This window comes from Streptomyces sp. Inha503 (genome assembly GCF_047215865.1).
GTDB lineage: Bacteria > Actinomycetota > Actinomycetes > Streptomycetales > Streptomycetaceae > Streptomyces > Streptomyces lycopersici.
This window is the reverse complement of record NZ_CP178360.1, coordinates 9,034,322-9,053,788: the sequence shown is the minus strand read 5'-3', so window position 1 is coordinate 9,053,788 and position 19,467 is coordinate 9,034,322. Positions and strand designations below refer to the sequence as shown.

The 19,467-nt window shown below is 73.2% G+C and carries 13 protein-coding genes; 2 read left to right on the top strand and 11 right to left on the bottom strand.

Annotated features, from left to right (window positions below):
- Positions 1 to 30: 30 nt before the first annotated feature.
- From ACJX2R_RS38340 to ACJX2R_RS38295, 10 genes are all read right to left on the bottom strand, one after another.
- A complete protein-coding gene (locus ACJX2R_RS38340) occupies positions 31 to 2,193 on the bottom strand; it encodes a DUF5107 domain-containing protein (protein WP_413103820.1) in 2,163 nt (720 codons plus the stop codon).
- 149 nt (positions 2,194 to 2,342) lie between these two features.
- Positions 2,343 to 2,897: a GNAT family N-acetyltransferase gene (locus ACJX2R_RS38335; RefSeq protein ID WP_413103819.1), complete on the bottom strand. Its 555-nt coding sequence runs from the start codon at positions 2,895 to 2,897 to the stop codon at positions 2,343 to 2,345.
- On the bottom strand, positions 2,890 to 3,633 hold the full coding sequence (locus tag ACJX2R_RS38330) for a 4'-phosphopantetheinyl transferase family protein (RefSeq protein ID WP_413103818.1): 744 nt from the start codon (positions 3,631 to 3,633) through the stop codon (positions 2,890 to 2,892). Before ACJX2R_RS38330 ends, ACJX2R_RS38335 begins: the two co-directional genes overlap by 8 nt.
- Positions 3,630 to 5,675: a prolyl oligopeptidase family serine peptidase gene (locus ACJX2R_RS38325; RefSeq protein ID WP_413106048.1), complete on the bottom strand. Its 2,046-nt coding sequence runs from the start codon at positions 5,673 to 5,675 to the stop codon at positions 3,630 to 3,632. The genes ACJX2R_RS38330 and ACJX2R_RS38325 overlap by 4 nt, the downstream gene beginning before the upstream one ends.
- 29 nt (positions 5,676 to 5,704) lie before the next feature.
- A complete protein-coding gene (locus tag ACJX2R_RS38320; RefSeq protein ID WP_413103817.1) occupies positions 5,705 to 7,045 on the bottom strand; it encodes a M20/M25/M40 family metallo-hydrolase in 1,341 nt (446 codons plus the stop codon).
- A complete protein-coding gene (locus ACJX2R_RS38315; RefSeq protein WP_262705372.1) occupies positions 7,038 to 7,871 on the bottom strand; it encodes a M55 family metallopeptidase in 834 nt (277 codons plus the stop codon). The genes ACJX2R_RS38320 and ACJX2R_RS38315 overlap by 8 nt, the downstream gene beginning before the upstream one ends.
- A gap of 106 nt (positions 7,872 to 7,977) precedes the next feature.
- The gene (locus ACJX2R_RS38310; protein WP_413103816.1) at positions 7,978 to 8,697 is read right to left on the bottom strand and encodes a class I SAM-dependent methyltransferase; all 720 of its coding nucleotides are present in this window, start codon (positions 8,695 to 8,697) and stop codon (positions 7,978 to 7,980) included.
- Positions 8,694 to 11,255: a SpoIIE family protein phosphatase gene (locus ACJX2R_RS38305; protein WP_413103815.1), complete on the bottom strand. Its 2,562-nt coding sequence runs from the start codon at positions 11,253 to 11,255 to the stop codon at positions 8,694 to 8,696. Before ACJX2R_RS38305 ends, ACJX2R_RS38310 begins: the two co-directional genes overlap by 4 nt.
- 699 nt (positions 11,256 to 11,954) lie before the next feature.
- Positions 11,955 to 14,522: an MFS transporter gene (locus tag ACJX2R_RS38300; protein ID WP_413103814.1), complete on the bottom strand. Its 2,568-nt coding sequence runs from the start codon at positions 14,520 to 14,522 to the stop codon at positions 11,955 to 11,957.
- A 283-nt stretch (positions 14,523 to 14,805) separates the two neighbouring features.
- Complete coding sequence (locus ACJX2R_RS38295) at positions 14,806 to 15,249, bottom strand: SRPBCC family protein (RefSeq protein WP_413103813.1); 444 nt, start codon at positions 15,247 to 15,249, stop codon at positions 14,806 to 14,808.
- 157 nt (positions 15,250 to 15,406) lie between these two features.
- On the opposite strand from ACJX2R_RS38295, the gene ACJX2R_RS38290 reads away from it, so the two are divergent.
- On the top strand, positions 15,407 to 16,459 hold the full coding sequence (locus ACJX2R_RS38290) for an Rv2578c family radical SAM protein (protein WP_413103812.1): 1,053 nt from the start codon (positions 15,407 to 15,409) through the stop codon (positions 16,457 to 16,459).
- A gap of 38 nt (positions 16,460 to 16,497) precedes the next feature.
- Here ACJX2R_RS38290 and ACJX2R_RS38285 read toward each other — a convergent pair whose 3' ends face one another.
- On the bottom strand, positions 16,498 to 17,178 hold the full coding sequence (locus ACJX2R_RS38285; RefSeq protein WP_262705378.1) for a HEAT repeat domain-containing protein: 681 nt from the start codon (positions 17,176 to 17,178) through the stop codon (positions 16,498 to 16,500).
- Between the two features lie 394 nt (positions 17,179 to 17,572).
- Between ACJX2R_RS38285 and ACJX2R_RS38280 the strand changes: the two genes are divergently transcribed.
- Positions 17,573 to 19,411, top strand: a complete 1,839-nt coding sequence (locus ACJX2R_RS38280; RefSeq protein ID WP_413103811.1) for a 3-hydroxyacyl-CoA dehydrogenase family protein — start codon at positions 17,573 to 17,575, stop codon at positions 19,409 to 19,411.
- Positions 19,412 to 19,467: the final 56 nt, after the last annotated feature.

Below are 19,467 nucleotides of genomic sequence, written 5' to 3'. Positions count from 1 at the left end.
CCGGTGTGCCACCTGCGGGCCGTGGGCCCGCTAGGCGGGGCGCATGCGGAATTCGTAGTGGGCGGGGAGGGGGTGGTCGGCGCGGGTCCGGGCGCGGGCCTCCTCGGGGAGTGGGTCCTCGGTGCCGGTCGCCAGCCGTTCCACGATCGCGTACCAGGTGTCGCTCAACGCCTCGTCGCCCTCGCGCAGATCGCAGACCTCGAAGCCCTCGTCGAAGACGGCGCGAGCGGCCAGGGCGTCGCCCTGGGCCAGCAGGACCTGGGCGCGCAGCAACCGGAAGCGGCCGCGGGCGCGGATGGTGGGGCGCAGCGCGTCGAGGACCGCTCGTGCGTCGTCGGCGCGGTTGGCCGCCAGCAGCGCGAGGATCGCCTCCCGGCCGAGCGCCGCCTCGGCCGTCTCCAGGGCGAGCGGGTCGGTGGCGACGGGCGGCGCGGCCACTGAGACGGCCGTCCCCTGCCCAGCACCCTCCCGCCGCGCCGCACCCTGCCCCGCTCCCGCCGTTTCGGGTACCGGGGGCGCCTCGGGCTCCGGGGCGGCGGCCGAGGTGAGGAGGAGCCGTACGGCGCGCAGCAGCCGTTCCGCCGCGCGCGCCGCATGGCCCGACGCGGTGTCGGCGACGGCCAGACAGCGCAGCGTCCAGGGTGTCTCCGCGCACCGCAGCGACCGCTCCCAGCTGCGCTCGGCCTGGGCGCGGTCGCCCGCGTGCCACTGGGCGACGCCCAGGTGGTACTCGGCCGCGGCGGTCGAGGGCGCCGCTTCGAGGAGGTCGCGCCAGGCGGGCGCGACCACGGAGGCGCCGGGGTCGGCCCGGGAGGGGCCCGGCTCCCAGTCGGGCAGGGCGCCGGTGCGCAGCAACCGGCGCCACGGCTCCTGCTCCTCCCCCAGCGTGTCCGGGTCGAACGGCGTCCCGGGCAGCTGGAATCCGCCGCGCTCGATCTCCAGCGCGCCCCAGCCCGAGCCGGTCGCCAGGCGCTCCGCCGGTTCCGCGTCGGCGTACGGGCGCCAGGCGGCGTAGGCCGCGTCGACGGCGGCGCGCGGCAGCGCCGTCTCCAGCCGGGTCTCGGTCTCGCGGCGGGCGGCGGCCCAGTCCGTGCCGTGGACGGCCGCCGGGTCGGCGGTCAGCGGGCCGTACGCCTCCAGCCAGGCGAACTCCTCCCCCGCCTCCAGCGGTACGTGTTCGAGCTGGGTGCGGGCGAGCCCGGCCTGGATCTCGGCGTAGCCGCCGGTGCCGGGCTCGGTCAGCCACTGCTGCCAGCGCCGTCCGCCGGGACCAGCGCCCCAGACGAAGAGCTTGCGGCCACGCAGCAGATCGGTCGAGGTCTGGACGAGGCCGGCGCCGTCGGCGTCGAGCGAGGCGATCCAGCGGCGGGCCCCGTCGGGAACCTCGTAGAAGTAGTCGGCGGGGTAGTCGCCGCGCAGCGGATAGGTGCGGTCGGCGCCGTCCCACTCCGGGACCGGCACCTTGCCGAGGGTGCGGGCGTAGCCGAAGTGCCAGGCGTCGTCGGCGGGGGCGAGGACGCGGGTGTGCTCGTCCTCGGGGACGGCGATGTTGGACCACCAGTAGACGGGGGCGGGGAGGTGGTGGGGGTTGCGGATCCTGACGCCCACGTAGAGGAACGCGGAGTCGGCGGGCAGCCACAGGTCCACCTGGAAGGGCAGATCGCGCAGCCGCTCCCACTCCCACAGCCGCACCATCGCGCCCCCTTGGGCGGCGTCGGGGGCGGGGACGCGGGCGGCGTGCAGGGGTGAGCAGGAGAGGGTGGTGTGGCCGGTGGCACCGATGTTCCACTCGATACCGCCGGAGAACCAGGCGCCGTTGAGGGCGAAGTCGGCGGGCTGGAGCACCGGGTTCCGGTACAGCAGCTCACGGCCGGTCGGCTTGTGGACCAGTGAGTGGACCCGGCCGCCGAAACCGGGCAGCACCGTGGCCCGCAGCCGGTCGTTCTCCAGGACGATGGCGTCGAGCGCGGCGGGGGCGCGGTCGCGGCCGTAGCCGTCGCGCAGCCGCACCGGCAGCACCGACCGCAGTGGTGCGTAGGCGACCTGACGGGCCATGTCGGTGGGGAGGGTGGCCCGGGTGCGGTCGTCCACGCGGTGCACCTCGTCGAGGGGGCGCAGCGCGGGCAGGGGGTTGTCGGGCCCCACGGGGGCGGTGGGAAGGGTCAGGGTGGTACGTCGCACGCTCGTGGCCACGGGCTGCCTCGTTCCGACTGCCTTGGGTCACCTCGGTGCGGCGACCGTCCGGTGACCATGGAACAACGCCGACGGGCTCGCTGAACAGAGCGGCTTCGGACCGATCATGGTGACCCGTCAGCCGCCCCGGCCCCCGGCTCCCGGCGCCGTCAGCCAGGGTCGGTCCGCTGGTCCAGCATGTCGCTGGTCATGGCCCAGCGCTCATGGTCGCGCCAGGCGCCCTCGATGTAGAGGAAGTCGGGGGAGAAGCCCTCCAGCCGGAAGCCATGGCGCTTCACCAGCCCGATCGACGCCCTGTTGCCCGGCTGGATGTTGACCTCGACGCGGTGCAGCCCCAACGGCCCGAAGGCATGGCGCAGTACGAGCCCGAGCCCCTCGGACATATAGCCCTGCCCGGCGGCGGGCGGAAAGGCGCCGTAGCCGATCGAGCCGCACTGGAAGGCGCCGCGCACGATGTTGTTGATATTGATGAATCCGGCCAGGTCACCGGTCTCCCGGGCATGGACCAGGAAGCCCTCGCGGTCCTCGCGCTCCAGCTGGGCGATGTAGTGCTGAAAGGCCGGTTCGGTGGTGGGGAGGGTGAGCCAGGGGCGGTGGAACGACATGCTCTCCCGGGCGCGCCTGGTGAACTCCGCGGCGTCCTCGCGGCGGGTGTGGCGGATGGCGGCCCGGGTTCCCTCGGCGACATACCGGACGTCAGGCATGCGGCAATGATGTCAGCAGCGCCATGGCCGCCGCATAGCCGGAGCTCCCGGGTATGGCCCGGTCCACCGGGATGTCGGTCATCGCCCACGGGCCGACCCGCACGGCGGAGAGCCCGGTGCCGACGTAGTTGACCGCCGGGTCCCGGGACAGGCCGGTGCCCAGGCCCTTGAGATAGGCCTCCTTACGGGTCCAGCAGCGGGCGAAGGCGGCGGGCCGGTCGGCGGGCGGCAGCGCGTCCAGCTCGGCGCGCTCCTTGGGGTGCAGGCTCTCGGCGACCTGCTCGACCACCGAGGCGGGCTGGAGCTTCTCCACGTCCACGCCGACCGGGGAGCCCGCGAAGGCGAAGAGCACCAGATCACCGGCGTGGGACATATTGAAGTGCAGCGGGGTGCCGGACACGGCGGGGCGGCCGTGCGGCCCGCCGCAGCCGGGGCAGTCCTCACGCGTGAACGGCACATCGGCCGGGGAGACGCCCAGATAGGCGCCGAGCAGCTCCCGCAGCCCCAGATGGGCCGCCGTATAGCGCTCCCGGTCCTCCGCCCGCAGGAACTTCGAGGCCCGCTCCCGCTCCTCGGCGTCCAGGATCGTGCCGGGCGCGGCCGCGTCCATGGCCGCGGCGTACCGCGAGACGCTGAGCAGCCAGGTCTCGGGCTCGCCGCCCTGCGGCCAGGCGCCGGCGACGGCGGTGGGCAGCGGATCAGACCCGACGATGCGCGGGGCCGGTGGGGGTGTCAACTCTCTCCTCCAGTGGAGTTCGGAACCACTGACTTCAGCAGCTCCAGGGTGGGCACATCGGATCTGATCAGCCCGAAGGTCTGGATGTACAGCGACAATTCGGCCTCCAGGGCGCGGATCATCGTATCGGCGCGGCGGAAGCCATGGCCCTCGCCCTCGAAGGTGAGATAGGCGTGCGGGACGCCGCGCCCGGAGACCGCCTCGAGGAACCGCTCGCACTGCTCGGGCGGGCAGATGGTGTCGTCCAGCCCCTGGAGCAGTACGAAGGGCGAGCCGACGCGGTCGGCCCGGTGCAGCGGGGAGCGCTCGCGATAGCGGTCGGCCACCTCATCGGGCGGGCCCACCAGCGATTCGGTGTAGCGCGACTCGAAGTCATGGGTGCCGCCGGTGGCCCAGGAGACCAGGTCGAGAACGGGGTAGCGGACGGTGGCGCATGCGTAGAGGTCCGTGGCGGTGAGGGAGGCCGCCGCCGTCCAGCCGCCCGCGCTGCCGCCGCGGATCGCGAGCCGGGCCCGGTCGGCGATGCCCTCGTCGGCGAGCGCCCCGGCGACGGCGGCGCAGTCCTGGACGTCGACCACGCCCCACTGCTCACGCAGCCGCTCGCGGTAGGCGCGGCCGTAGCCCGTGGAGCCCCCGTAGTTGACCTGGGCGACGCCGATGCCGCGCGAGGTGAAGTAGGCGATCTCCAGGTCGAGCACGAGCGGGGCACGGCCGGTGGGCCCGCCGTGGGCCCAGATCACATACGGCGGAAGCTCACCATCCGGTGCGGTGTGGCCGGGATGGTGCGGTGGGTAGAGCTGGGCGTGGATCTCCCCGCCGTCCGGTCGGGTGAAGGTGCGGGCCTCCGGCCGGGGGTAGTACGCGGGGTCCACGGGGTCGCTGTGGGCGCTGCCGATGGCCCGGGAGCGACCGGTGCACACATCCAGCTCCACCACCTCATGGCCGCTGTGCGGACCCGCCGCGACGCCGACCACACGGGTGCCGTTCACGGCCAGCGTCGGCTCCCATTCGGTCCAGGGGCCGGGCACATCGGCCAGCTCGCCGGTCCGTGGGTCGAGGACGCCGAGGGCCGCCGCGCCCCGGCCGTGCAGCACCGCGATCAGACCGCCGGTCAGCGGGGCGAACCAGCGGTGGCCCAGCTTCCACAGCGGCCCGCCGAACTCCTCCTCGCGGGGGCACAGCTCCACCGGCCGCCCGGCCGTGGCCCTCTCCCGCGCCCCGGACGCCTCCTCCGGCGGCTGGAGACGGTGCAGATTCCACCAGCCGGTGCGGTCGGTGGCCACGAGCAGCGCGCCGTCCTCGGCCCACTCGACCTGGGCGACCGACTCCTCCGGCCCGCCCAGCACCGCCCGGACACCGGTGAAGGGGCCCTCCGCCGCGACGTCGGCCAGCATCACCTCCGTGCCGTCCCAGGGCATCCGGGGGTGGTCCCAGACGATCCAGGCGGCCCGCCGGCCGTCGGGCGAGAGCCGTGGCCCGGTGAGGAAGCGATGGCGGTCGTCGGTCAGCTCGCGCACCGCCGCACGGTCCTCGGCGGCCGAACCGTCCAGCGGTACGGCGGCGATGACCCGCCGCACGTCCGTCGGCGCCGCACCGGTGAACTCCTCCAGCACACACCACACCTCGCCGCGCTCCGGGAGGAGCACCGGATCGGCCCAGCGCAGCCCCTCCCCCACCGCCGAGACCGGGGTCAGCGGGCGCGGCGCGGCCCCGGCCGGGGCGTCCGGCTCATGGACGTACAACCGCTGGTCGGCGAAGTGGACGAAGACCACCAGCGGGCCGCCGCTCGCGCGGTCCACCGCGGCCCAGGGCATTCCGCCGTACCCCATCACCTTGCTGCGCACATTCCACGGCGGGGCCAGCACCGGGACCTCGGCGCCGTCGGTGCGCCGCCGGATCAGGGCGCGGCGACCGCCCTCGCCGGGGCGCGGCGCGGTCCACCACACCTCCTCGCCAACCGTGCCCACATACTCCGGATGGCCGTCGTAGGAGGCGACGAGCGCGGCGTCGACCGGGGAGGGCCAGTCGCCGTACGGGGCCATGACGGCCGTCTGCTGCTGCACCGTGTTCCTCACGCCCTTTGCAGGAAGTGGTCGAGCACGCGGACGCCGAAGTGCAGGGCCTCCACCGGCACCCGCTCGTCCACGGCGTGGTAGAGCGCCTGATAGTCGAAGCCCTCGGGCAGGCGCAGCGGCGAGAAGCCGTATCCGGCGATGCCGAGCCGGGAGAACTGCTTGGCGTCGGTGCCGCCCGACATGCAGTACGGCACGGCGCGGGCGCCCGGGTCGAAGTGCTCCACGGCGGCGCGCATCGCCCGGTACGTGGGGGTGTCGATCGGCGCCTCCAGCGGGCGCTCGCGGTGGTGGAACTCCCACTCCACATCCGGACCGGTGAGCCGGTCGAGGGTGTCGTGGAACTCCTCCTCGCCGCCGGGCAGCATCCGCCCGTCCACATAGGCGGTCGCGCTGCCCGGGATCACATTGACCTTGTAACCGGCCTCGAGCACCGTGGGGTTGGCGCTGTTGCGCACGGTGGGCTCGATCAGGGCGGCGGCGGGACCCAGCTTGGCCAGCAGGGCGTCGACGTCGAAGTCCGGGGCGTCCACCTCGGCCGGAACGCCCTGGAGCGCGGCCAGTTCGGTGAGCGCGGACTTCACCGTGGGCGTCAGCCGGACCGGCCAGCTGTGCTCACCGATGCGGGCGACGGCGGCGGCCAGCCTGCTGACCGCGTTGTCCCGGTTGACCTTGGAGCCGTGCCCGGCGCGGCCGTGCGCGGTGAGCTTCAGCCAGGCGGTGCCGCGCTCCCCCGCCGCGATGGGGTAGATCCGCATCCCGGACCCGGCGTGGAAGGTGAAGGCCCCGGACTCGCTGATGCCCTCGGTGCAGCCCTCGAAGAGCTCGGCGTGACGGTCGGCGAGGAAGCCGGCGCCCCAGGCGGCGCTGTCCTCCTCGTCGGCGGTGAAGGCCAGCACGATGTCCCGGCGCGGCCGCACGCCCGTCCGCGCCCAGGCCCGGACGACGGCGAGCACCATCGCGTCCATGTCCTTCATGTCGATGGCGCCCCGGCCCCAGACGACCCCGTCGCGCACCTCCCCGGAGAAGGGGTGGACGGTCCAGTCGGCGGGCTCGGCCGGGACCACGTCCAGATGGCCGTGGACCAGCAGCGCGGGCGCGGACGGATCGGTGCCCTCGATCCGGGCGACGACATTGGTGCGCCCCGGCGACCGCTCCAGCAGCGTGGGCTCGATCTCCACATCGCCGAGCATCTCCGCCACGTACTCGGCGGCCGGGCGCTCCGAACAGTCACCGCCGCCGCGGTTGGTGGTGTCGATCCTGATCAGATCGGAGGTGAACCGCACCACCTCCTCCAACGCCTGGGCGTCGATCGCCTCGGCACGGTCCGCGTCAGCCATATTGCTCCTCCACCGCGGCCGAGACGACCGTCGTGACGGCCTTGAAGCAGCGGATCCCCTCGTACATGGTCGGTGAGGTGTACGCGACGCGACGCTCGCCGCTGCGCTCCACGCCCGGTACGACGCTCGCCGCCCCCACCAGATGCTCGGCGTCGAATTCCAGCTCCAGCGTGAACGGCCCGCCGCGGGCGGGCTCATGGCGCACCGCCAGCACCGCCGCCTCCCGTGCCGCCTCCCGGATGTCCGCGGCCGTGCGGGCCGGGGTGCGGCACACCGCCGCATAGCGCGAGACATAGTCCTTGACCGCGACGCACCGGGCGTCGGGCACATAGTCCTTGGCGTCCTCGCAGGTCTTGTCGTCCCCGGTGATCAGCACCACCGGCACCCCGTACTCGGCGACCACCAGTGCGTTGAGCCGGCCTTCGCTCGCCCGCGCGCCGTTCACCCATACTCCTGTAATGGAGTTGGCCAGGTAGGTGTGGGCGAGGACGCCCTCGGTGCCCGCGCCGGTGTGATAGCCGACGAACGCCACCCCGTCCACATCGCCGTGCTGGACGCCCTCGACCATGCTCAGGCTCTTGTGCCGCCCGGTGAGCATCTGCGCGCGGTCGTCCAGCTCCTCCAGCAGCAGATTGCGCATGCTCCAATGCGCCTCGTTGATGAGCACCTCGTCCGCACCGCCGTCGAGGAACCCGGCGACGGCCGCGCTCACATCGGAGGTGAACAGACGGCGGCAGCGCTCCCACTGCGGGGTGCCGGGCAGCACATCAGCCGGCCAGGTCACGCCGGTGGCGCCCTCCATGTCGGCGCTGATGAGGATCTTCATGCCTCGTCACGTTACGCGCCGCGCCCGACCCGAACCACCCCTGTGGATAACTGGTCCAGTCCACCGTTCCCGCCTGCGGCGCGCGGGGTCCGCCCGCCACGCCGGACTACGCCCGCGAGACCACGAACCAGCGGGCCGGCAGCTCGACCCGGGAGCCGTCCGGCCACTGCTCCGTTTGGGCCAGCGCCGTCGGACCGTCGGCCAGGATCTCAAGACCGGCCTCCGCCAGCACCTCCGGAACCTCCTTGTCCGCCGCGTCGGCCGGCCGCAGCCCGTGGTCGAAGACCCGGCGCAGCTTCGGCGGCGGACCGCCCGGGCTCGCCGCCAGCTCCCCCAGCACGGCCTTGGACCGGGCCGTCAGCTCCACGACGAACCCCCGCCCGCGCCGCCCCAGCAGCGTGGCCACCGCCTCCGCGACCGGACGCCGGTCGGCGGCGTCGCTCTGGTGGATGACGGCCCGCATGTACACATTGGTGTCGCCGAGCCGCCGGGCCAGGTCCGCCACCGCGGCCGCGTCCGTCAGGCTCAGCCGCCGGTACTCCGCCGCGCCCGCCGGGTCGGCACGCCGTGCGTGCTCCACCGCGGCCTGGGACAGGTCGACGCCCAGCGCCCGCTCGAAGCGGGCGGCCAGATAGCGGGTCTGGGTGCCGTTGCCGCAGCCCAGGTCGACGATCGGCAGCGAGGTGTCGGCATGCGGGGCGAGCAGGTCCAGATGCGGGGCGGCGCTCAGCGAGGGGTCCGCGTCCCAGATGGCGTCCCCCGGGGCGTCCGAGGTCTCCCGCCAGTAGCTCTCCCACGCCTGCCGGTAGCGCTCCGAGACGCTCATCGCCGCTCCCCTGGGTGTACCGAGGCCTGCTCGGCCGGATGTGCCAACGCCTGATCAGCCGGATGTGCCAACGCCTGTTCGAACCACACCGTTTTACCGCGCCCCGTGCGGCTCGTCCCCCACTCGCGCGCCAGTTCGCTGATCACCCGCAGCCCGCGCCCGCTCTCGTCGTCGCGGTCCGCGCTCAGCAGCGCCGGCAGTTCGTGGTCGTCGTCGGTGACCTCGCACAGCAGGGCGTCGGTGCGCACCAGGCGCAGCCGCACATGGTGGGTGTGGGCGTGCCGTATCGCGTTGGTCACCGCCTCGCTCACCAGGAGCTCGGCGGTCTCCACGGACTCCGGCAGCCCCCACCGCAGCAGCCGCTCGCGGACGAGCCGGCGGGCCCGCCCGACCTCGCTGGGGTCCAGCGCGAGGCGCCACTGGGCGACGTCCTCGGCCGGTACGCCGCTCAGCCGGGCCATCAGCAGCGCCACGTCGTCCTTACGGCCGCCACGGCCGTCCGTGTCGCGGGACGCGGCGGCCAGCGCCCGGATGATGGTGTCGCAGGCGTCGTCCATGGACGCCGCCGGATGCGCCGCGGACTCGCACAGCGCGGCGATCCCGGCGCCGATGTCCTGGCCCCGCACCTCGACCAGGCCGTCCGTGCACAGCACCAGCCGGTCACCGGGCGCCACCCGCACCGTCACCGTCTCGAAGGGCACCCCGCCCACGCCGATCGGCGCCCCGGTGGGCAGCTCCAGCAGCTCGCTGCGGCCGTCCTGGGCCCGCACCAGCACGGGCGGGATATGGCCCGCGTTGGAGACCACCAACTCGGAGCCGACGGGGTCGTAGACCGCGTACAGACAGGTGGCCAGATAGTGCTCACCGAGCCGCTGGGCCAGATCGTCGAGGTTGCGCAGCAGCTGTGCGGGCGGCAGATCGAGCGCGGCCATGGTCTGCACGGCGGTGCGCAACTGCCCCATCATCGCCGCCGAGGTGAGCCCGTGCCCCATGACGTCGCCGACCACCAGCGCGGTGCGCGACCCCGGCAGCTTGATGGTGTCGAACCAGTCCCCGCCGACCCGGCCAAGCCGGGTCCCGGGCAGATAGCGGGTGGCGGTGTCGCAGCCCGCCATGCACGGCGTCACCTGGGGCAACATGCTGTCCTGGAGCGTCTCGGCGACGTTCTCCTGGTAGGTGTACATCCGGGCGTTGTCGAGCACGAGCCCGGCGCGGGCGGCCAGTTCGGCGCCGGTCGTACGGTCCATGTCGTCGAACGGCTCCCGCCCCGGGCGCCGCAGCAGCACCATGAAACCCAGCACCACATCGCGCGCCTTGAGCGGCACGATCAGGATCGACCGGCCGTTGATCAGGGGCCTGAGGTCGCGCTTCTCGAACTGCCCGGCTATCCGGTCGCCCACCTCGTCGCTGATGTGCGGGATCAGCACCGGCTCGCCCGTGACCATGCACTGGAAGAACGGGGTGTGCTCGGGGAACGCGATGCTCTCCCCGACCGGCACGGTATCGTCCCAGCGGCCCGGTTCGTCGTTGTGCTCGACCCAGACGCGGTGCCAGACGGTGGTGACGTCGGGCGGGCCGTCGGGGAACCCCTCGCCCGCCAGGACCTGGGCGCGCAGATGGGTCCCGGCGAAGTCCGCGAAGCGGGGGACGGCGGCGCTGGTCACCTCGCGGATGGTGCGGGCGAGGTCCAGGGAGGTGCCGATGCGGCCGCTGACCTCGTTGAGGAACTCCAGCCGCTCACGGACCGCCGCGTACTCCAGGTCCACCTCGTCGGGATCCGGGGAACGCTCGGGGGCGTGCGCGCGGTCCGGTGCGCCCTCCGCCACGATCGCGCTCCGGCGTACGGCCTCCTGGCGCGCCCGGTGCTCGTGGCGCTCGTGGCGCACGCGGCGCTCGCGGTGGCGGGGCATCCCCCAGTCCGGCGTCACCGGGACGCGCTCGTGGTGGCTGATCTCCAGTACCGGATAGCCCAGTTCCAGCACCTGGGCGACGATCCGGCCGGCCGTGGCCGGGCCCATGTTGGGCAGGATGTCCGGCAGCCGGCCGGCCAGCCGCTCGGCGCCGGGGAACTCGGTGTGCAGCGCGAATCCGGGCCCGATCCGCTCGTCCCGCCCCAGCGCGTCGCCGCCCACCCCCTGGGCGTCCGCCGCCAGCACCAACAGCCGCTCCGGCCCGGGGCCCACCAGCGGATACGCCCACCACAGGACATCCACCTGGCCATGGCCCGGCTCCGCCATACGCGCCCGCCCCGCGGTGGGGTAGTACACGGTGCCGAGACCCGAGTCGTCGAGCTCCGGACTGCCCGTCGCGTCGGTGCGCACCTGGGCGCCGCGTAACGCCCCCGAGACCGGCATCAGGTCGACGGCGGGACGGCCGACGGCCTGTTGCCGCGTGGGGCCGAAGAGCCTGCGCGCCCCCGAACTCCAGTGCGTGACCCGCCCCTCGGCGTCGATGACGACGACCGCGAGCGGCATCCTCCCGTGGACACCCCTGCGCTGCTCCGGCACCACGGGCGGCTCGCCCTGGCCGTCACCGCAGCGCGACGTGCCGTACTCCATAGGCGGAAGACTCCTTCGCACGCAAGGTCTGCGACAGCGCTACCCACGGTACGGCTGTTGCGGGCGGCTGCGGGAGGCAATACCCGAATAGGTGTCATGTGCGGCTACGTGCGAGGGAGGGGCCACGGCGCGCCTCCCGACGAGGCCGGGCTTCGCTCCGCGATTCTTTCCCCTCCCCGCCCCTTCCCGTAACCAGGGGCCCCGCCCCTGGACCCCGGGCCTCAGGGCAAAGCCCCACCACACGGCGGAGCCGCATATCGACGCTGCGGGAAGGGGCGAAGCCCCGGCCGCCCCAAAGCCTCGGACGAAGCCCCAGCCCGGGCCTGAGGCGAAGCCCCGGCCCGGGGTCTGGGGTCTAGGGCGGAGCTCCAGCCCGGGGGCTGGGGCAGAGCCCCGGCGCAGGGCAGGGTCTGGGGCGAAGCCCCGGCCCGGGGTCTGGGGCGGAGCCCCACCACGCGGCGGAGCCGCACATCGACGCTGCGGGAAGGGGCGGGGAGGGGAACGGACCGCCTGCCCCCTTCCCGCCGCACGCCGACACGGCACATGCCCCGGCGGACGCGCGCCCACATCCGGGTCCTCCGGCCGGGATCCGAGGGCGGAGACACACCGCGCGGCGGAGCCGCGTATCGAGGCTGCGGGGAGGGGCGGGGAGGGGAGCAGACCGCTGGGGGCGGTGTGATCCGGTGGGGGCGCTAGGGCTCAGTCCTCGTAGCCCAGTTGGAGATCGCGCTCCGTACGGCCGCCGCCCGCGATCTGGAGGACCGTCGCCACCGGTGGGTAGCCGGCCGCGATGACCGTGTACTCGCCAGCCGACAGGTCGATGAAGCGGAACGCGCCCTCGGGGCCCGTGGTCGCCGTGTCGACCACGTTGCCCGCCGCGTCGAGCAGCGTGACCCGGGCGTCCTCCACCACCCGGCCGCCGGTGGCCCGGACGACTCCGCGGAGGACCGCGCCACCGGCCAGTTCGATGTCCTGCCGGGTCTCGCGGGCGGCCTGGACGGTGACGGGGAGGGCGGCGGGGCGGAACGCGGGGGCGCTGGCCGCGAGGGTGTACTCGCCCGCCACCAACTCGTCCATCACATAGCCCCCTTCGCGACCGCTGCGGGTGGCCGCGACGACCTCGCCGCGCACATCGGTCAGGGTGACCGTCGCCTCCCTTACGGGCGTGCCGTCCGCCGTAAGGACGGCACCGGCGAGCCGGCCCGCGCCGCCGAGCACCACGTCAAGTTCGACCGGCCGGTCCCCGACGGTGACGCTGACCGCCCGCGGCTGGTGACCGCCGGCCGCCGCGATCAGGACGTACGACCCGGCGCCTGGTGTGCTCAGCGCGTACCGCCCGTCCTCCCCGGTGGCACCGCGCCCGATCTGGCGTCCGCCGACGTCGATGAGGGTGAGGGCCGCCCGTGGGACCGAGGTGCCGTCGTGGTGCTGGACCGTGCCGCAGACCGGGACGCCCGCGGTGGGCGGCGGCGCGCTGGGCGAGGCGGCCGCGGCGTGCCGGGGCCGGGTGCCCGTGCGCGCGGCCGGTACCACGGGGTCGTGCAGATCTTGCAGATCTTGCGGGTCTTGCTGGACGGCATAGTCGGTGTGGGACACCAGAGGTTTCTCCTTCAGGAGGAAGGCGAGCAGGAAGCCCAGGACGAGCACCGGCACGAGATAGAGGAAGATCCGCGGTATGGCGTGGGCGTACGCCGCGATGTAGCCGTCACGCAGGGCACCCGGCATGGCGTGCACCATCTGCGGGGTGACCGAGTCGGGGTCGGGCAGACCGGTTCCGTCGCCGCCGCTCCCGTACGCCGCCCCGGAGGGCAGGTCGGCCTGGAGGCGGTCGGTGAGCCGGTTGGCGAACAGCGTGCCGAAGACGGCCGCGCCGACGCTGCCGCCGATCTGCCGGAAGTAGTTGTTGGCGCTGGTGGCCGAGCCGAGGTCGGCCGCGGGCACGGAGTTCTGCACGGCGAGGATCAGCACCGGCAGGACGAGCCCGATGCCGAACCCGAGGACGCCCATCCACAGGCCGTAGTCCTGGCGGGAGGTGTCCTCCTCCAGCCGGGAGAGCAGCCACATGCCGCCGATGGAGATCAGCCCGCCGACGACGGGGAGGACCTTGTAGCGACCGGTGCTGCTGATGAGGTGGCCGGAGAGGATGGAGGCCAGCACCATGCCGCCCATCATGGGCACCATCAGCAGCCCCGACTCGGTGGCCGAGACGCCGTCGACCATCTGGAGGAAGGTCGGCAGATAGCTGGCCGCGCCGAAGAGGGCGACGCCGATGACGGCGCCGATCAGCCCGCTGACGCAGAAGACCGAGTCGCGGAACAGCCGCATGGGGATGATGGGTTCGGGGACGACGCACTCCACGACGACGAAGAGGATCGCCGAACCCGCCGCCCCCAGGGCGAGCCCGAGGATGACGCGGGAGCCCCACGCGTACTCCGTACCGCCCCAACTCGTCAGCAGCACCGCGCAGGTGGAGAACAGGGACAGGAACAGCGCGCCCAGATAGTCGAAGCGGGCCCGCCGCGGCGGCTCGGGCACCTTGAGCACGGCGGCCACGACGGCGAGGGTGAGCAGTCCGAAGGGGACGTTGACGTAGAAGCACCAGCGCCAGGAGGCATGGTCGGTGAAGAACCCGCCGAGCAGCGGCCCGGCCACCGAGGCGAGACCGAACGCGGCGCCGATGAGCCCCATATAGCGGCCACGCTCCCGCGGGGGAACAATATCGGCCATGATCGCCTGGACGCCGATCATCAGACCGCCGGCGCCCACGCCCTGCACGGCCCGGAAGGCGATCAGCTCCTCCATCGTGCGTGACCAGCCCGCGAGCGCGGATCCGGCGATGAAGACGACGATCGCGAAGACGAAGACGCTCTTACGGCCGATGAGATCGCCCAGCTTGCCGTAGAGCGGGAGGACGACGGTGACCGCGAGGAGGTAGGAGGTGACGGTCCAGGACATCTTGCCCAGACCGTGGAGTTCGCCGACCACCTCGGGGAGGGCGGTGGCGACGATGGTCTGGTCGAGGGCCGCGAGCAGCAGCGCGAGCATCAGCCCGAAGAAGACCATCCGCACCCGGGCCGGGCTGAGCGGGGCGGGCGCCGGGGCGGCGCCGTCCGCCGGGGGCGGCGCCGCTCCCGCCCCGGCGCCGCCGGCTTCGGTTCCGTCGTCGATGGCGTGGGCGGGAGGGCCCGCCGGTTCGTACCCGCCGTGCTCGTGGCTCTCTCGCCGCTTGGGCACGGTGGCGCCGGTGGTCCCGGTGGTGCCGCCCACGTCCTACTCCCCTCGTCACGTCTGCGCCGCCCATTTCTCGCATCACGCGCAACGGGGGGCAAACAGCGACGAATCGCCGACGAGGGGTCGCGGACGGTATTCGCCCCGGTGAGAGTGTGTACGGGGGTATGCGGAACCGCGGAGAAAACCACCCGAACCGGTGAGTGTGACCTTCGGTCCAGGAGACCGGGCCGGGACCGGGACGGCACGGGGCCGGGCCAGGACCGGGACGCTACGGGACGGGACGGGAGACCATGGGCGCCATAAGTGGCGCCCATGGGCGCTATTCGGCCGTCTCGGCGGCGAGCTTGGCCAGCAGTGCGTCGTAGATCCGAGCCAGCCCCTTGGGGGCGAAGGTCCGCTCGAAGAAGCCGCCGATGCCGGTCGCGCCGGTCCAGGTGGAGGTGACGACGACCCGCGACTTCCCCTCACCCGCCGGGGTGACGGTCCAGGTGGTGACCATCGAGGAGTTGCGGTCCTTCTCGACCAGCCGGCCGTCGGACGGCTCGGAGACCTCCAGCAGACAGTCGCGCACCCGCTTGCTGGTGGCCTGGAGCTTCCAGTGCACGACGGTGCCCTCGCCGTCGCCGCCCTCGCGCACCTCGTACTCGCTGAACTGCTGCGGGAGGAGCCGGGGGCGGGTGTCGCGGTAGTCGGCGATCGCGTCGAACACATCCTCGGGCTTACCCGTGACGATCCGCTCCGTGGTGGCCTCGACCTGCCCCATCGCATTTCCTTCCGCCCTCGACGTGGCGCCTTCAGCCATGGCGCCCTGACAGGCGCAAGCCAACCACCTCAGGGGCACCGGCCCAAATCCGGGGTTGACGAAAACCAATCAAACATGTGTTCTATTGTGGTACGAGCGAGACCCGGAGGTGCCTTCGATGCGCTGGGACAACCTGACCCGAGACGACACGGCGGCCACCCCGGCCCTCTTCGCCGCGGACGCGGTGACCACCCGGACCTTCGACACCCCCGAGTTCCGCGGGATCACCTTCCACGAGATCCGGGCGCGCTCGATCATCAACCGGGTGCCCGGGGCCTCCCGGATGCCGTTCGAGTGGACGGTGAACCCGTACCGCGGCTGCTCCCACGCCTGCGTCTACTGCTTCGCGCGCAAGACCCACAGCTATCTCGACCTGGACACCGGGATCGGCTTCGACTCCCAGATCGTGGTGAAGACCAACGCGCCGGAGCTGCTCCGCCGCGAGCTGGCCTCCCGCCGCTGGACCGGTGAGCACATCGCCATGGGCACCAACGTGGACTGCTACCAGCGCGCCGAGGGCCGCTACCGGCTCATGCCCGGCATCCTTACGGCGCTCACCGAGCGCGCCAACCCCTTCTCGATCCTCACCAAGGGCACCCTGATCCTGCGCGATCTGGAGCTCCTGCGCCGGGCGTCACGCGTCACCGACATAGGCGTCTCGGTCTCGGTCGGCTTCACCGACGGCGAGCTGTGGCGCACCGTCGAACCGGGCACGCCCTCGCCCGAGCGGCGCCTGGACGCCGTACGGACGCTGTCCTCCCACGGGATCCCGTGCGGTGTGCTGATGGCCCCGGTGATCCCCTTCCTCGGCGACTCACCCGAGCAACTGCGGGCCACCGTAAGGGCGATCGCGGAGGCCGGCGCCAGCTCCGTGACCCCGCTGGTGCTCCATCTGCGCCCAGGCGCCCGTGAGTGGTTCACCGCCTGGCTCACCCACCACCACCCCCGGCTGCTGCGGCGGTACGACGCGCTGTACGAGGGCGGGTCCTACGCCCCGAAGTGGTACCAGCGGCGGATCACCGGGATGGTGCACGACTTCGCCACCGAGTACGGCATCGGCCCGTACGCGTCGGGCGCCCACCGCAATGTGTCCGAGAAGCCGGACGCCCGGACCGAGGAGGAGCCGGACGCCCGGACCGACGCGCCACCGGCCCAGCTGTCACTGCTCTGACTGCCACTACCTTGAAAACCGGCCGCCCCAGCTCCCTCTCACGGCACCCGCGCCTCACCCACCCTCTCCGCCGCGCCGCCCTGGCCCGCCGGCTCCGGCGCGCCCCCGCCCGTGACGGCGCCCTCGCCGGTGATCCGGGCCAGCGCGGCGGCGGCGGCCGCGCTGAGGCGTATGTGCTGGGCGGCGGCGGTCAGGGCGGGGATGGCGCGCTCGTCGCCGATCGCGCCCAGGCCCTCCACGCAGGCGCGGGCGATCGCCCAGTGCCGGTCGCGGGCCGCCAACTGCCGTTCCAGGGCGGCCACCAGGGCCGGTACGGACTCGGGGGCCCGCAGCTCCACCAGCAGCCGGATGGGGTGCAGGGAGTACGCGGTGCGCAGCGGGTTCGTGGCCAGGGCGGCGGCGGCCCGCGCGGTGCGCGGATCGCCGAGCCGGGCCAGTACCCGGGCGGCGGTCGCACAGCGGGCCGGCTCGCGGTAGTTGAGCAGGAGGACAAGGGTTTCGAAGGCCCGGCGGTCCTTGGCGCTGCCGAGCACGAAGGCGGCCGTCTCCCGGGCCCACAGCGGCTGCTCCGGCGCGACGAGGATGCGGGCCAGCTGTTCACGCGCGGCGGGGGTGCCCTGGCGCACGAGCGCGAGCAGCGAGGCATGGGCCGCGGTTTCCTGGGGGGTTGAGAGCGAGGCCCGTACCCGCTCCGTCAGCGTCCGGAATTCATCGTCCATACGAGGTCTCCCCTCCCCGGTGGGCCGCGTTCCGGCACGGCCGCACTTTGAGCTCTGGCATCTTGGTTACCCGCGAGTTAATATGGCGACACGAGCAGCACCCCTGCTCCGGCGGCCTGGTGACGCAGCCGCCTTGTGTGACGTCGGTTCGGCAGTTCCAGAACAGCAGTTGAGGCACGGCCCCGGGACAGGGCCGGCCGCGTGTCTCCCACGGGCAGTTTCCTCCGTGCGGCGCTGTCCGTAAGGGAGCGTGCAAGCCCTTCCATCGGGGATTTGTGTCAGCCGCGTCAGCCCCCCGCGCATGCGTGGCGTGAACGGCAGCAGTGGCATGGCACGAGCTCCCCTCAGTCGTCACTTCATCCCCGCGTCCGGGGAACACCCTCTGGAGTCCGCGATGGACCGTCTCCCACACACCGGCGTCAGCACTACGTCCCCCTCTGATCTCTCCCCCTCCCGGGCCCCGCTCACTACTGTCGCCGTCGTCGGGCTCGGCACGATGGGCACCGGCATCGCCGAGATCCTGGCCCGGGCGGGCCGCGAGGTGATCGGTATCGACATCGACGAAAGCGCCTGCCGCCGAGCCGTCACCGCGCTCGAGGTCGCCACCGCCCGCGCCGTGCACCGCGAGCGGATCAGCGAGCGCGAGCGGGCCGGGATCCTCGACCGCTTCCGCATCTCCACCGATCTCCGCGCCGCCGCCGGCGCGGAGCTGGTGATCGAGGTGGTGCCGGAGGACTACGGCACCAAGCACGAGGTCTTCGCCGAGCTGGACACCGTGGTCGGCCCCGCCGCGATCCTCGCGACCGGCACCAACGCGCTGTCGGTGACCCGGCTGGCCGCCGAGTCCGCCCATCCGGAGCGGGTTCTGGGCCTGCACTTCTTCAATCCGGCGCCCGCGATGAGGCTCGTCGAGATCGTCTCCAGCGTGCTGACCGCCCCCGCGGCCGTCGAGGCGGTCACCGCGCTCGCCCGCGATCTGGGCAAGGAGCCGGTGGCGCTCGGCGACCGGCCCGGGTTCGTCGCCGACGGGCTGCTGTTCGGCTATCTCAACCAGGCCGCCGCGATGTACGAGGCCAAGTACGCGGCGCGGGAGGACATCGACGCCGCGATGAAGCTCGGCTGCGGGCTGCCGATGGGCCCGCTGGCCCTGCTCGACCTGATCGGCGTCGACACCGCCCGCACCGTCCTGGAGGCCATGTACGCCGCCTCCGGCGACCGGCTGCACGCCCCCGCGCCCATCCTGGGGCAGCTCGCCCAGGCCGGTCTCACCGGCCGTAAGGCGGGCCGCGGCTTCTACACGTACGAGGCGCCGGGCAGCGGCACCATCGTCCCCGACGCCGCGACGGCCGAGGTGGGGCACTCCACGGAAGGGGCGCGCCCCGTGCGCGCCGTCGGGGTCGCCGGCTCGGGCACGATGGCCTCCGGGATCGCCGAGGTCTTCGCCAAGGCGGGCCTGGAGGTGGTGCTGGCCGGCCGGACCCTGGAGAAGGCCGCGGCGGCGAAGGCCCGCATAGGGAAATCCCTGAAAAGGTCGGTGTCCAAGGGGCGGATGACCGAGCAGGCCCGGGAGCAGGCGCTGGCGCGGATCACCCCGGCCGACGCGCTCGACGCGTTCGCCGACGTGGACCTGGCCGTGGAGGCGGTGGCCGAGGACCTGGTGGTCAAGCAGGAGCTGTTCCGGGTGCTGGACAAGGTCTGCAAACCGGGCGCGGTGCTGGCCACGACCACCTCCTCGCTGCCGGTCGTCGCCTGCGCGCGGGCGACCTCGCGCCCGCAGGACGTGGTGGGCCTGCACTTCTTCAACCCGGCGCCCGCGATGAAGCTGGTCGAGGTGGTGCACACCGTGCTGACCGCGGACGATGTGCGCGCGACCGCGCACGCCGTGTGCGCGGCGGTGCGCAAACACCCGGTGGACTGCGGCGACCGGGCGGGATTCATCGTGAACGCCCTGCTGTTCCCGTACCTCAACAACGCCGTGAAGATGGTCCAGGAGCACTACGCCACCCCGGACGCCATCGACGCCGCGATGAAACTGGGCGGCGGCTATCCGATGGGTCCCTTCGAACTGCTCGACGTCGTGGGGCTCGACGTCTCGCTGGCCATCGAGCAGGTGCTGCACCGGGAGTTCCGCGAACCGGGCCTGGCGCCGGCGCCGCTGCTGGAGCACCTGGTGGCCGCCGGGTGCCTGGGCCGCAAGACCGGGCGCGGCTTCCGCGAGTATGCCAAAGCCTGAGTACGAGCCCGAGTACGCCTCCGGGTGGGGCGGACCGTCTGACTCCGGTTCCCGGT

Excerpts from the sequence above, each read along its gene's own strand:
- ACJX2R_RS38325 (WP_413106048.1), bottom strand. The coding sequence starts at position 5,675 with ATGGCCCCGTACGGCGACTGGCCCTCCCCGGTCGACGCCGCGCTCGTC.
- ACJX2R_RS38290 (WP_413103812.1), top strand. The coding sequence starts at position 15,407 with ATGCGCTGGGACAACCTGACCCGAGACGACACGGCGGCCACCCCGGCC.
- ACJX2R_RS38295 (WP_413103813.1), bottom strand. The coding sequence starts at position 15,249 with ATGGGGCAGGTCGAGGCCACCACGGAGCGGATCGTCACGGGTAAGCCC.
- ACJX2R_RS38315 (WP_262705372.1), bottom strand. The coding sequence starts at position 7,871 with ATGAAGATCCTCATCAGCGCCGACATGGAGGGCGCCACCGGCGTGACC.
- ACJX2R_RS38320 (WP_413103817.1), bottom strand. The coding sequence starts at position 7,045 with ATGGCTGACGCGGACCGTGCCGAGGCGATCGACGCCCAGGCGTTGGAG.
- ACJX2R_RS38335 (WP_413103819.1), bottom strand. The coding sequence starts at position 2,897 with ATGCCTGACGTCCGGTATGTCGCCGAGGGAACCCGGGCCGCCATCCGC.
- ACJX2R_RS38280 (WP_413103811.1), top strand. The coding sequence starts at position 17,573 with ATGGACCGTCTCCCACACACCGGCGTCAGCACTACGTCCCCCTCTGAT.
- ACJX2R_RS38310 (WP_413103816.1), bottom strand. The coding sequence starts at position 8,697 with ATGAGCGTCTCGGAGCGCTACCGGCAGGCGTGGGAGAGCTACTGGCGG.
- ACJX2R_RS38285 (WP_262705378.1), bottom strand. The coding sequence starts at position 17,178 with ATGGACGATGAATTCCGGACGCTGACGGAGCGGGTACGGGCCTCGCTC.
- ACJX2R_RS38305 (WP_413103815.1), bottom strand. The coding sequence starts at position 11,255 with ATGGAGTACGGCACGTCGCGCTGCGGTGACGGCCAGGGCGAGCCGCCC.